This window comes from Mesotoga prima MesG1.Ag.4.2 (assembly GCF_000147715.2).
GTDB classification, from domain to species: domain Bacteria; phylum Thermotogota; class Thermotogae; order Petrotogales; family Kosmotogaceae; genus Mesotoga; species Mesotoga prima.
The window spans coordinates 2,393,665-2,407,607 of the sequence record NC_017934.1; the positions used below are offsets into that span (position 1 = coordinate 2,393,665).

11 protein-coding genes are annotated in these 13,943 nt (G+C 46.1%); 3 read left to right on the forward strand and 8 right to left on the reverse strand.

Going from position 1 to position 13,943, the window contains the following annotated elements; all coding sequences use genetic code 11:
- Nucleotides 1-230: 230 nt before the first annotated feature.
- From THEBA_RS11155 to THEBA_RS11165, 3 genes are all read left to right on the forward strand, one after another.
- Complete coding sequence (locus THEBA_RS11155; protein WP_014731627.1) at nt 231-959, forward strand: TetR/AcrR family transcriptional regulator; 729 nt, start codon at nt 231-233, stop codon at nt 957-959.
- Between the two features lie 104 nt (nt 960-1,063).
- The gene (locus tag THEBA_RS11160) at nt 1,064-3,676 is read left to right on the forward strand and encodes a calcium-translocating P-type ATPase, PMCA-type (protein ID WP_014731628.1); all 2,613 of its coding nucleotides are present in this window, start codon (nt 1,064-1,066) and stop codon (nt 3,674-3,676) included.
- Between the two features lie 343 nt (nt 3,677-4,019).
- Nucleotides 4,020-5,627, forward strand: a complete 1,608-nt coding sequence (locus THEBA_RS11165; RefSeq protein WP_014731629.1) for an IS1634 family transposase — start codon at nt 4,020-4,022, stop codon at nt 5,625-5,627.
- Nucleotides 5,628-6,243: 616 nt separating this feature from the next.
- On the opposite strand, the gene THEBA_RS11170 is transcribed toward THEBA_RS11165, so the two are convergent.
- The 8 genes from THEBA_RS11170 to THEBA_RS11205 all read right to left on the reverse strand — a co-directional run bounded on the left by THEBA_RS11170 (nt 6,244) and on the right by THEBA_RS11205 (nt 13,928).
- Nucleotides 6,244-7,290, reverse strand: coding sequence for a Gfo/Idh/MocA family protein (locus THEBA_RS11170; RefSeq protein ID WP_014731631.1), 1,047 nt, complete (start codon nt 7,288-7,290; stop codon nt 6,244-6,246).
- The gene (locus THEBA_RS11175; protein WP_014731632.1) at nt 7,287-8,093 is read right to left on the reverse strand and encodes a sugar phosphate isomerase/epimerase family protein; all 807 of its coding nucleotides are present in this window, start codon (nt 8,091-8,093) and stop codon (nt 7,287-7,289) included. Before THEBA_RS11175 ends, THEBA_RS11170 begins: the two co-directional genes overlap by 4 nt.
- Nucleotides 8,094-8,104: 11 nt before the next feature.
- A complete protein-coding gene (locus tag THEBA_RS11180; RefSeq protein WP_014731633.1) occupies nt 8,105-9,160 on the reverse strand; it encodes a zinc-dependent alcohol dehydrogenase in 1,056 nt (351 codons plus the stop codon).
- Nucleotides 9,161-9,323: 163 nt separating this feature from the next.
- Nucleotides 9,324-10,151: a carbohydrate ABC transporter permease gene (locus tag THEBA_RS11185; protein ID WP_014731634.1), complete on the reverse strand. Its 828-nt coding sequence runs from the start codon at nt 10,149-10,151 to the stop codon at nt 9,324-9,326.
- Nucleotides 10,144-11,088: a carbohydrate ABC transporter permease gene (locus THEBA_RS11190; protein WP_014731635.1), complete on the reverse strand. Its 945-nt coding sequence runs from the start codon at nt 11,086-11,088 to the stop codon at nt 10,144-10,146. Before THEBA_RS11190 ends, THEBA_RS11185 begins: the two co-directional genes overlap by 8 nt.
- Nucleotides 11,085-12,365, reverse strand: coding sequence for an ABC transporter substrate-binding protein (locus tag THEBA_RS11195; protein WP_014731636.1), 1,281 nt, complete (start codon nt 12,363-12,365; stop codon nt 11,085-11,087). Before THEBA_RS11195 ends, THEBA_RS11190 begins: the two co-directional genes overlap by 4 nt.
- A 21-nt stretch (nt 12,366-12,386) precedes the next feature.
- A complete protein-coding gene (locus THEBA_RS11200; protein WP_014731637.1) occupies nt 12,387-13,172 on the reverse strand; it encodes a nucleoside phosphorylase in 786 nt (261 codons plus the stop codon).
- Nucleotides 13,173-13,184: 12 nt separating this feature from the next.
- A complete protein-coding gene (locus tag THEBA_RS11205) occupies nt 13,185-13,928 on the reverse strand; it encodes a GntR family transcriptional regulator (protein ID WP_014731638.1) in 744 nt (247 codons plus the stop codon).
- Nucleotides 13,929-13,943: the final 15 nt, after the last annotated feature.

Consider the following 13,943-nt stretch of genomic DNA (forward strand, 5'->3'; position numbering starts at 1 on the left):
TGAACTCAGGATCATAAGGCTTGCCTTTCGGATGCTTCAGCCATATTCACCCCTTCTCCTTAGTCTACTATTCCTCACTTACTTGTCCAGTTCCCCTGGGGGTGAATACGAAACCTTTCCATTTTCTTGATTCATTTACCAGAGAGAATCTAAAAAACTCGATACCTCCCTAGAGAGCTAACAAAATGGTAAAATGATTTTGACTAACCGGTCAGTTAGGAAGTGGTGTGATGAAATCAAATGATGCTAATGATGCAAGAGAAAGAATCATCGATGCATCGATAGAACTGTTTTCAAAAAGGGGATTCCATGCAACTACTACAAGTGAGATTGCTGAGGCGGCAGGAGTGACGAAAGGGCTGATCTATTACTACTTCAAAAGTAAGGAGGAGATCCTAAGCCATGTGGTTAATTCCTTGCTTGAAGATGCTACTTCCATCACCATGGATTTCGTCCAGGAAGGCATCATTCAGATGATCAAAGACGGCGAACTCGATATTGAATATGAGAGGATGAAGTTTTCAAATGAGGAGTCTGCTATTGTTTTCGTGAACCGACTACTTGAATACTATGAAAGGATACTCGATTATCTATTGGAAAACAGGTTGTTGCTGAGGGTTTTGATGTTCGAATCATTGAAAGACAGCAAACACCATAACGATCTCTTTAGACTACTTGATCTCTCGAGAGACGTCGATAGCAATCCCATCCTAAAATTGATTTCCGAAGCCGACCACGATTTCACTTACTCCCTGGACATGGAATTGTTCAAGTTCTTCTTCTCTGTAATGCCCCTTGTAACTTTTGCAGCATACTATGATGATCTGAAAGAGAGAAGTATGATGAGTGGTGATGAACTGCGCAATTCCTTTCTTCAATCATTCAGAGAAGTATTGTCTTCTTTGAAAAGCGGGAATGAGATTTCGCTCAAAACAAAGCGCTCTAACGATACTGGATGAAAGCCTCGGCCCGGAGTTCAGTCTGTATTTAAAGCGATCCAAGAAGTCGCGATATGGATTTGCGGCCTTAAAGTTGCATACAGAGAAAACGGAGGATACTAAGAATGGCATGGCACTCATTGGAACTAGAAGAGGTATTAGAGAAACTGAATGTTGATCCCAACAAAGGATTGAGTTCTTCTGGAGTGGAAGAACGATTGGCTAGATTCGGCAGCAACATCCTGAGAGAGGAACGAAAGAAAACCATCTTCGAGCGTTTTCTAGAACAGTTTAAGGACGTTATGATAGCTATCCTTATGGCGGCAGCCGCAATTTCCTTCGTTGTTTCTCTATTCGAGAATGAAGGTTTCTTCGAACCTGTTTTGATAATGCTTATAGTAGTCTTGAATGCGGTAATCGGTGTAATACAGGAAAGCAAAGCCGAGAAGGCTCTCGATGCTTTGAAGAAGCTTTCTTCGCCTAATGCAAAGGTAATACGTGATGGGGAGCAAAGGATCGTTCAAGCTTCGAACGTGGTCCCAGGTGATATTGTGCTTGTAGAAGCCGGTGACTTCGTTCCAGCCGATGCTAGAATATTGAGTTCGGCAAGTCTCAAAGTGGATGAGTCAGCCCTAACCGGAGAATCGGTTTCGTCGGAGAAGAAAACCGAGGCTAAGGTAAAAGAAGATGCTACTTTGGGAGACAGGTTCAACATGATTTTCTCCGGTTGTAGCGTTACCTATGGAAGGGCGAAGGCTGTTGTCGTAGAGACTGGAATGCAAACTGAAATGGGGAAAATTGCGAGCATGCTTTCAGCGGAAGAAGAGACAGAAACTCCTCTCCAGAAGAAATTGAATGTTCTTGGAAAATATCTTGCAATTGCGGCTATAGTTGCCTGCGCGATAATCTTTCTGGTTGGTTTGATTGATGGCATTCCGATAATGGAGATATTCATGATCTCCGTTTCTCTAGCCGTTTCGGCAATACCTGAAGGCCTTCCTGCTATCGTAACGGTTGTTCTTGCCATAGGAGTGCAGCGGATGGTTAAAAGAAACGCGATAATTCGCAAGCTGCCAGCCGTTGAGACCCTGGGAAGTGCAACCGTAATCTGCTCAGACAAGACAGGAACACTGACTCAGAACAAAATGACACTGGTTAAGGCCTTTTCCGATTACGACTCAACTCTGGAAGAGATCTCTTCCGAGAACTTGCCGGAAATCAGAAGCCTTTTACTATATGCGACACTCTGTTCAGACGGAAGAATCATTTACGAAAGTGGAGAAGAAAAACAAATAGGAGACCCAACTGAGACAGCGATAGTATTTGCCGCTAAAAGAAATGGAATTGAGAAAGAGAAAATTGAGGAGAAATATCCAAGATTAGCCGAGATTCCGTTCGATTCAGAGCGAAAAATGATGACAACAATCAACAGAATCGAAAACAAGAATGTAGTAATTACAAAGGGTGCAATTGATTCAGTTGCTCTTAGATGTGTTGCGGGAGACGTCGAAAAGGGAAGAAGAATTGCAGAAGAGATGGGTAGCGATGCCCTGCGAGTGCTTGCCATAGCCTATAAGCATATCGAGGAGATTCCAGAGATCCTTGATCCCGCCGAGATCGAGAGCGGGCTTACATTCATGGGTCTCGTGGGTATGATCGATCCAGCACGGCCAGAAGCAAAGGAATCGGTGGCACTATGTAAACAGGCTGGGATAAAGCCGGTCATGATAACCGGTGATCATAAGCTAACCGCCGCAGCAATTGCCAGAGAAGTCGGGATTCTGTCACCTGAAGAAAAGGTTGTTGATGGAAGCGAACTTGCAAGAATGCTGGATAGTGAGCTCGAAGAACGAGTTCGGGATATCTCGGTTTATGCCAGAGTTTCTCCTTCAGACAAGTTGAGGATCGTTCACGCATGGCAGAAACAAGGTGAAGTGGTGGCAATGACGGGAGATGGAGTTAATGACGCTCCTGCTCTCAAGGCAGCAGATATAGGATGTGCTATGGGAATAACTGGAACCGATGTGGCAAAGAGCGCGGCTGACATGACACTTACAGATGATAATTTCTCAACTATTGTAGAGGCCGTGAAGGAAGGTCGGGGGATCTATGCCAACATAAGAAAGGTGGTTGGTTTCCTTCTTGGAACGAATATAGGGGAGATTTTGACTGTATTTGCGGCGATGATTATCTGGAGAGAAGCTCCTCTAATATCTGCTCAGTTGCTCTGGATAAATCTCGTCACCGACAGCCTACCTGCAATCGCATTAGGCATGGAACCCGTTGAAGAGGATGTTATGAAAAGCAAGCCTAAACGAAAGAATGAAGGAATATTTGCAAATGGACTTGGTTACAGAGTAATTCTGCAGGGAATCATGTTCGCTTTTCTAACTCTGATTGGGTTTTCGATTGGCTGGAAGAGTACCGGAGATATCGTTGTAGGCAGAACAATGGCCTTTGCTATACTTTCTTTGACCCAGATCTTTCATTCTTTTAACATGCGGTCAAATCACTCGCTATTTAAAACCGGTCTCTTTTCCAATGTCTTCCATATTTTTGCGACAGTAGTGTCGCTGGCAATGGTTGCTTTTGTTCTATTCATAGATCCAGTCGCGAGAATATTTGGGCTAGCCGAGCTGAACGCTTCGATGTATCTGCTTGCTATTCTGCTTTCTCTTGTACCAATACCGGTGATTGAGTTAGAAAAGCTCGCAGGCGTCATGAGACGCAGAGATTGATAATTAAAAGGCCTGTAGTTCGCCGACAAAATACCGTGTGCAACCGGGCTTGCCTGAAAAGCATACACGACTTATCATGAAGTTCTCTACGTTTGTTCCTCGTTATATATCATAATATATGTAATGAGAGGATTATTTTTTGCTTCTAGCTAGGGTCCACAATCTCAATAAACCCTTCCTCGCCAAAGATGACCTTTCTTCTACGAGAAAGTGGTTTACAACCTAAGTTCCCGAAAAGTCTAACGATGAAAACCTTGTAAAGGGTTGAAAAGAGTGAGTTAGGGTTGTTTTCTCTAGGTTTATGCCTCGTTATATATTATAATGTATGTAACGAGGTGAGGAGATGGGGATTGTCTATCAAAAGAACAAGAAAACTGGAATCACATATGTATACAACAATCAAGCCTATTGGGACAAGGAAAAACAACAGTCCAGAGCCAAGAGAACCTTAATCGGCAAACTGGATCCAGACACTGGAGAAATCCTACCGACCAGGTCATACAGGAAGGACACTGAACAGAAGGATAGCATTTCGAAAAAGCCCGGTCCAGTTCCCATAACCAAAATCCGCAGGGATTTCTATGGTGCTTGCTATCTTCTCGATCAGGTTGGAAAGATCACAGAAGTTGAGGCAGATTTGAAAGCGTGTTTCCCCGATCGTTATAGAATGATTCTGTCTATTGCCTATTATCTTATTCTGGAAGAGAACAACTCACTCAGTAGGTTTTCACATTGGCAGAGATTGCATGTTCATCCTTATGGAGAAGACATACCATCACAGCGCAGCAGTGAGCTGTTCCAATCTATTTCCGAAGAAGAGAGGATGATGTTCTTCAAGAAACAAGGTAGACGTAGAATTGAGAAAGAATACTGGGCCTTTGACATCACTTCCATCTCCAGTTATTCAGAGACACTGAGTCAGGTAAAGAAGGGAAGAAACAAAGAGTACGACAGACTACCTCACATCAACCTCGCCCTTCTCTTCGGTGAACAGTCTGGACTTCCCTTTTACTACCGGAAGCTCCCTGGCAATATCACCGACGTGAAAACAGTCAAGCAGCTTATGGCTGAATTCAATGTCATGGGATACAAAAAGGTAAGTGTCCTTCTTGACAGAGGCTTTTACAGCAGAGAGAACATAAACCTGCTCTTCAAGAACCACCAGAAGTTCATCGTCGGTGTCAAACTGAATCTGAATTATGTAAAAGAGATCGTAGAAGAAGAGCGTGAGAACCTTCAACTGTGGTCAAATCTTCAACCTCAGTTCAGAGTATATGGCTTGTGCCGAACAATCCAGTGGGATTACGAGCAGGAAAGACCAAACAAAGGGGACGTATTAAGCTCGAAGAGACGGGCATATCTTCATCTTTTCTACAATGGCGAGAAGGCTGCCAGAGATCAGGCAGAGATGAACGATTATCTGAGCAGACTATACAATGATCTGGTAAACAACACACGTGAAGAATACCGCATGAAGGACTATGATAGATTCTTCACTGTTACCAGTACACCAAAAAGGGGCAGGAAAGTCACACCGAAGGAAGAGGCGATGCGTGAAGCGGCAAGAAACTATGGCTATTTCGCACTGCTTTCCAATGAAGTCAACGATCCCTTCGAGGCCTTATCTCTCTATCGCAGTAAAGACATAGTGGAAAAGGGGTTTGGGAACCTCAAGGATCGTTTGAATTTCCGTAGAATGCAGGTTTCCTCAGAACTATCACTGAATGGAAAGCTGTTTGTCGAGTTTGTCGCATTGATTTATCTTTCCTACATAAAGAAGAAGATGCAGGACACCTGTCTCTTCGAGAACTGGACATTGCAGGGTCTCCTTGACGAACTTGACACCATTGAAAGGTTTGAGTCTCCCGAACATGGCCGCTTGATCGGAGAAGTCACTAAAAAGCAGAAGGATATCTATGTCAAGCTGGGGGTGAAATCACCCTCGTTATAATTTCCGGGAGTGCAGGTTACAATCGTCAATGTGTTGCTCTTAACTTCTCGCGGAGATCCATTGAAGACCAGCAGTCTCATTTGAAACCTCCTCTAACGTTCCCTCAGTGGAATCAAAAAAGGCAAGATTGAAGCCATTTCTATAGCAGTACGTTCACAGATCTTCCTCACGATCTCAAGATCAACTATGGCTGTATCGTCCTATTCTTAAGTCAGAACACTCGAAAGGGATACTTCCCGTACCTCTTCTTTGATAGATTTTGCCTGCCCCAACAGTGAAAAACGGAAGGACTATTGGGATCATCTTATCGATCGCCTCCTCCAATATGGACGAAGTGAGACACAATATGAGTGGTGATGCAAATAGAAGAAGGCTAGAATTAACTGATCTCCTTATTTCATCGGAATCATCTTTCGCGGCGCATTCTCCAGGTGATTCCACCCAGAATTCAAAGCATCCCATACACTGTTTTATATCTAGATCCGTTAGCGCGAAATACTCGACATTGCTTCTATATCTCGAAGAGAAGAAACTAGTCTGTCAATGTACTCATCGAATTTTTCTCTACCTATCGTGCACCGTTCAAAATGCTGATTCTCATGACGAGGATCTCCGGCTATAGCTCTACAGTCGAAGCACTTTCGGCCGACAGATAAAAGGCGTCTAAGATGCTCTGAACAGCCAGGGCCTCCTCGGGAGTTGGTATTGTTGATTCCTTTCCCAAGCAACTATCTATGAAACTTTCTACCGACCTCTTATAGCAGTCTTTGCTTTCTGCAAACGGTATGGCCGTATTCGTTAACTCTCCGTGTGATTCGGCAAATACTTCCGGTGGGAAGACCGTAGCGCCTGCTCTATCACCGAAAATTTGAAGATTCATGATTGAACGATCTTTCATGTTTAGCGCAAAGGAAGTCTTCAGGATCAGTGAAGCTCCGTTGTGAAACCTCACAAAGCCAAAGGCCGAATCTTCGACGGAATATTTCTCAGGATCCCAGCCGCCCATAAGTCCAACTCCACTCCTTTTGGCAATTTTACAGTAAGCGCTTGCCGTAATGCTCTTCGGCTGTGGAAATCTCATCATATGGAGCGCCAGATCCAGCATATGAACTCCTATATCAACCAGTGGACCTCCGCCCTGGATCTCTTTGTTGGTGAAGGAACCCCATCCAGGAATTCCGCGTCTCCTCAACGCTGTTGCTTCGCAAAAATATATCTCACCAAGATCTCCACTGTCGACAAACTTCTTTATGGCGATTGCTTCACTCCTGAAACGATAATGGAAGTTGAATGAAAGAATCTTTCCTGCTTCCTTTGAGGCGACCATCATTTCTTGAACTTCTCTTGCGTTGATGGCAGGAGGTTTTTCACAAAAGACATGAGATCCAGATCTCAGTGCGCTTACAGTAGCTGCAGAGTGAAATTTGTTTGGAGTACAAACGAACACGGCATCGGGATTCAAAGAAGACAGCATTTCATTGTAATCACCGAAAGTGTTATCTATTCCAAATCTGCTGGAAAGCATAACTGCCCTCTCTACAGCGGGATCTGCTATCCCGACCAGTTCTACCCTGTCACTCATCTCGGATAAAACCGGGAGATGGGTGACCTCTGCAATCTGGCCGGCCCCAATCAAGGCGACGCGGAGTCTCCCAAACTTCATCTTTCAATGCTCCTGAGAAGATCTCGAATAAAGGCGCATGACTCACCGTATCCTTTAACAGGATCGTCTCCGATCACTCTACATTCGAATACAATGTCACCGGAATAACCGATTTCAGACAGTGCCGAAAAGAGTGTCTTGAAATCTAAGTGCGCCTGACCCGGCTGATAACGGTTGCTGTCGGCGATGTGCACGTGTCCGATATACCTGCCGTTCTCTATTACCGCCTGCCTGATATCGGCCTCTTCGATATTCATATGAAAAGCGTCAGCCGTCAGTCTGACATTAGAAAATCGGCCCATTTCTATCACTTTCGCGGCAGATTGAAGGGTGTTTAACATATGATCTTCGTACCTGTTAAGTGGCTCCAGATAGATGAAGGTGTCCGTTTCTGCAGCAATTTTGTTCAAGCTTCCAAGGGATTCCAGGAGAACTGCTGTATCTTCTGAATCAGATCTCGGAGGGACCATAGGTGGGAGCCTCTTCGAAAACATTCCCCAGGCGGCAGGTACAACGATTCCCTTTCCGCCGACCTTAGATAGTGCCTTCAAGATCTCTCCGATGTCCTCTGTTGCCTGCTCCCTTTTCTCCCGGGAAAAATCACCGATCCAACCACGGTATCCCCCACAGGCGCTTGTCACAGGGAATCCTGTTGACCGGACAGCTTCGCTCACTTCCGCGAACCTCTCCAGAAGAACTTTTCCGTCTATTTCGTAACCGTCGAATCCAAGGCTTCGAATGAATTGCAGTTTCTCCTCCATTTGAGAAGGGAAGAAGTCCTTGTCCTGAGTTATCACTTTCATATGCTCACCTCTCAAAAAGCTACTCCGAGCTTAATACTCAGTTCGGGATTAGTGTCCACATATTTACAGTACGCGCTCGGCGATTCTTCGAAGTTCACAACTGGATTCACGATGTCGTCGCCAGAGAGAGAACCATCCAGTATCAAATTCCAGCAGGTTTTTTCGATTCTCTTTCTATCCCATCTTGGAAAGTCTGGATTGGGCTCACTCGCGGCGCGAGAAAAAACAACTCTTCCGTAGTTGTAGTGGGCTTCCCTTCCGAAGTTGATGCCGCCGGCAAACTCCCTTGCCCAGGCCACATATGAAACCGTTCCTCCGTAGGCAAGCCCCCTTAGAGCCGACTGAAGCGCGCCTGCAGATCCGCTGGTCTCAATGATGCAGTCGGCCCCGAGCTTGCCGGTAAGCCTTTTTATCTCAAGCCCGACGTCGCACTCACCTGGGTCGAGCACGTAATCCGCTCCGGAGTTCAGCGCAGCCTCACGCCTTATCGCGATAGGATCCACACCTATCACTGGCCTGGCTCCGATTTTCTTCCCGAGCTGTACCGCCATTAATCCGATGGCTCCAAGGCCAATCACTGCGATGTAATCTCCCGGCCTTACATTTCCGTCTCTGATTCCGGAAAGGGCAAACTGGGCGGGATCATAACACACAGCGCTCTTCCAGGAGACTCCGGTAGGGACCTTTAGTAGACGGTCGTTTCCTATAGCGTTTATAATGTGAGTTTCACGAATTCCTCCGTAAGAGCAGACCCTTTCACCGATGGAGTAGTCTTTTACGTCTACCCCTTTCACTACTATCTTTCCTACCCACATGTTGCCCAGATTCCAGGAACCGAACTCTACGCCCTTTTTTTCGCCAGCTGATCTCGGTAAAATTAGATGCCAGTCTTTGTCGTAGAATTCGTCTATCAGAGGACTTTCACCTCTGAAGTCTGCTACCTCTGAGCCGTGCTTTGGAGAAGCAAACTCGACCTCGACCATCACCTCATTGGCCGCTACCTTTCTATCCTGATACTCAACGATGGCCGCTTTTCGCGGTGCAGTTGCCACAAGCATCCTTGGCATCAACCCTGACCTCCTTGTTAAAGACTTTCTTTACACCGACCAATTATCACACATGAGGCAGGAAGACACTATTTATTCTTACTTTGTTTCACGAAAGTGCATGAATAATTGCGTTCGCACTGGGAAGAGTCTCAGCAGGTCTGGAAAGGTGATTGAGAAGGGCCTATTTAGAGCTGCCCATTGTCAATCCCCGAACCAAGTCATTTTGGACAAGGAGTCCAAAGACAATCATCGGAAGCACTGTGATTATCGCTGCCGCGCTCATAACACCCCATTCAATATTCCTTTCGCTTACGAACATATTGACCAGAACAGGAAGAGGTCTTGTATCCTGACCGGTGAGTACAAGCGCGAAAAGGAATTCATTCCACGCAATCAGAGCGCAGAGTATGGATGTGGCTGATAGTCCTGGCATTACAAGAGGAAGCACTACTCTCCTTAACGACTGAAAACGGGTGCATCCATCAATCATAGCCGCTTCTTCAAGAGAAACAGGGATTTCCTGGAAGAAGCCACGCATCATCCAGATCGCGAAAGGGACGCTGAAAAAGGATAGAGCGAGAACGATCGGGAGGTATGTGTTGGATATTCCAAGATATCTGGCGATCATGAAGAAAGGCAGGACCATGACTATCGGGGGTGTCATTCTTGCTATAAGGACTACGAAAGCGATTGTGTTGGCATGCTTCCAGTTGAACCTGGCAAGAGCGTAGGCTGCGGGCACACCCAGGAAAAGGGCGATTACCGTTGAAAGAAATGTGATCAAGACGCTGTTGATCAATGATCTCACAAACTCAGAATTCCCGAAGAACTTCGCGTAGTTCTGAAGCGTAAGTCTTTCTGGGAACCACTTTGGTGGTATAGAAAACTGGTCGGCTTCAAACTTGAATGAGGAAAGAAGAATCCACGCAAGTGGCACCAGAGTCCAGATAAGAGCCAAAGCAATAACAGTGAAAACCAGTATTCTGGTGACAGGTCTTCTCCTAATCATAGTTCTTTCCACCACCTATAATTTTCATGTAGAGTATTGTGAAGACCACAGCTATTCCGAAAGTGAGCATGTTTATTGCCGAAGAAAAGCCGACGTTGTATGCTTGAAAGGCCGTCCTGTAACCGTAGAAGGCAAGCGTTTCCGTCGCTGTCCCGGGACCTCCGCCTGTCATAATGAACACAATATCGAACACACGCAAGGACGTAAGCGTCCTGATAACTACCGCGACGAGTATCGAGGGTCTTAGCAGCGGAAGGGTTATGTAGAAAAATCTCTGAATAGAGCTTGCACCGTCGACGAATGCGGCTTCATACGGTTCGTATGGAACAGACTTCAGACCCGCAAGCAATACCAGGGTAACAAAGGGTATATATTCCCAGGCATCTGCAACTATCAGTACTGGCATGGCCGCAGAGGGATTCGAAAGCAGTGGTTTATCTACAAGTCCGCCAAACCCTATTTGTTTCATCAAATGGATAATTGGTCCATAGTCGCTGTTCAACACGAATCTCCATACGTATCCTACGACTACAGGGGCGATCATGAAAGGTACAAGAAGAATCGACTGCACTATCTTCCAGCCTTTGAACTCAGTGTCAAGTGCGAGAGCGATACACAGCCCTATAATGAGTTCAACAAGGACAGCTCCCACTACGAAGTAGAACGTTCTTCCAACTGTGTCCAGCGTGAAGGAGTCTGTGAAAAGCCTTACGTAGTTCGTGAAACCGGCTGGCTTGATTCCCAGATCGGGTCTGAGCAGATTCCACCGAAGAAAGGACATGACAACAGTGTATGTAAGTGGGATCATGAAGATCACCACGATGAATACAAGTGCAGGAAGAATGTATGCAAAACCTTTAGTTTTCTGTTTCAACTTCATCCGATCCCCCATCGCAAGAAATGCCGGGCCTTTCGACCCGGCTTTGAATAAGATCAATAGTACCCTCCATCTCTCATGAGCCTGTCTACTTCCCTTACTGCGTCATCTAGAGCCTTTTCGGCCGTCTTTGTTCCAGCCAGGAACTCAGAAACCGCTGGAGCGATAATTCCGCTCACTATACTTCCGCCTTCCGGTATCAATGGAACGATTGGAGTGGGAATGCAATTCTCCATAGCAGCGGCGAAGTCTCCTATCCAGGGGAAGGACTCCGCAAGCTCGGGGCTGTTCAGCGCCGAGAATCTCGCCGGTATGTTGCCTGTAGGAGCGGCCTCGACTTCGTTCTTTGTTTCTGTGACATACAAAAGCCACTCCAGCGCTGCTTCCTTGTCTGGTGCCGAGCTGCTGACCGAGAATCCCCAGGAGATATAAAGCATGGGAAGCATCTCTCCAAGTTTTTCTTCAGGTCTGGGGAATCCTACGAATCCTGCCTTGCCAACAATGGAGGACCTCGATTCATCCTCTACGTAGAACATTCCGGTCGTCCAGACCTCCGCCATTGCGCTTCTTCCGCTGATGAATTCATTCAACGCTTCCTGGAAATCGTAGTTCATTGCGGCCGGGTTCGCAAATTGGAACATATACTTGACTTCTTCAAGCGCTTCAACGCCCGCTTCCGAGTTGAAGATTGGACGCATATTCATATCTAGAAGTGCCCCGCCTTTCGCCCAAAGCCTTTGCATGAAGTGAGTTGCAAGGAATATGCTTCTTCTTCCCATCATAGTGACTCCGTAGAGATCCGGCGGTCTGTTGAAAAACTCTGCAACGTCCCTGTACTGCTCCAGAGTCTGAGGAGGCAGAAGCTCGTAGCCGTACTTGTTGAGGAAGTTGGCCTTCTCCACAGGATCTTCGAAGAGATCCCTCCTGTAGATTATGCCTCCGAGCTCGTTCATGTAGGGAACAATGTACGTTTTGCCATTAAGCTTTGCGTTTCTTATTCCGGGAATATCGGTCTCGTTGATTCTTTCGTATCCCGGAATATCGCTTATCGGGTAGATGTAGTTTGCAATCGAAAGAGCCGGATACCAGAGCATCGAGATATAAGGTACATCGATTTCGACCCTCCCAGATGTGTAACCGAGCATCAGCTGATCAAGGTAGTTTGCGTAAGGAAACTGTTGAATCTCTACCTCGATTCCCGTCTCTTTCGTGAATCCTTCCATTCTGGTCTTCCAGGCATCCGTGTGAATTCCAACTTCACTTGAAAGACGCAAAGGAACTGCAAAACATGAAGCTATCAACAGAACAAAGAGCAAAAGCATGAACCTGGTTCTCATTGAATCTCCTCCCTTCGGTAGTTAAACAAGGTCTTCATCGTACATTTTCTTTATTGCGGTCAGCGTTATTTCGATCGTTTCTTTCACTGAATTCTCAATGACGTCTCTTCTGGGGTTCTTGACAGAGAGATCTACTTTTGTGCCAGCAGATTGTTTGTATCTGTTTGCATAGCAAATGCCAATGAAACCGGCCTTGACATTTCTAAGATAGGAAATGACGAAGAGCGCAGAAGCCTCCATTTCTAGCGATACAATCCTTCTCTTGCTCCAGCTCTGGAAGTATTCGGGATCTCGTTTGTAGAAACAGGAATGTGTCCAGTTGATTCCGGTGACGATCTCTCTTCCCCTTTCTCTAGCAGATGTTGTAAGCGATGAATAGACATCTGGAGAAGGTACGGCCGGGAAATTCGGCGGGACATAGTAGTTCGAGGCCCCATCATCACGCACACAGCCATAAGGAACTACAATATCTCCTTCATTAACATACTCCTGGAGGCCTGCCACGCTGCCAATTCTTATCAATACTCTTGCCCCAACGTTGATCAGTTCCTCGTATACGATGCTTGCAGAGGGGCCTCCCATGCCTGTTGAAGTCACCGAAACGGGGTAATCCTTATACTTACCTGTATAGGTTATTAAGCCTCTGTTTTCAGCGATCTTTCTTGCCTCGCTCAGTCCGGCTACGATCTTATCGACTCTCCCCTGGTCTCCCGGAACAATTACAACGGGTGCGATATCTCCCGCGCTGCACTCAATGTGATATTGAAATCTCCCCTCTAATCCTACTGGCTCTCTGTAATCCTCCATCAAAGCGTCACCTCAAATCTTCTTTCTAAGAACATGTATTCTGAAGACCGACGTATTTATGAAATCCTCCGAGTAAAGCATCGGAATGTTCTTGATATCCCTGTGAACTTCCTTCAGCAACACTATTGATTCTCCAGATCTCATTTCAAGCAGTCCGGCCAACTCTTCGTCGACGAGCCTCGATTCTATTTCGGCAATTGCGAATCTGATGGGATCCTTGAAGTTTTCTTCCAGAAGATCAAATAGGACCAGTTCCTTTGCCTTCCTTCCTTCAAGCGTTCTTAACAGGGCCTCAGTCTTTCCCGGTATCCTCTCGGATGCTATGTAAGTTCTGGCAAATATCGCCGGGATACCGTCGGCCGCATAGACCCTCTCCGTAAGCACAAGACTCTCATTTTCAGGCATCTCCAGCTTTTCTGCCAACCTTCGATCGGCCTTGACTTCACGGAATTTGTCATAAATCAGCTCGGGACTTTTTCCAGAGCTAGAGATGATTCTCGTCAGACCTCTCAAGTATTCAATCCCCGTATGTACAAGCCCGCTGTCCTTCACAACAAAGGTTCCAAGACCCTGCCTTCTTACGACAAGGCCGTCCTTTTCCAGTGCCGTTATTACTTCTCTAAGAACGGTCTTGCTTGCACCGTATTGCTCGCAGAGCTTCTCTATTGAAGGAAGCTGCGTCCCATCACTCATCTTCTGGACTTCTCTCTCTATTTGCGAATATATGATCTCGTAAAGTGATTTTCTTCTTGCCATGAATTCGATCTACCT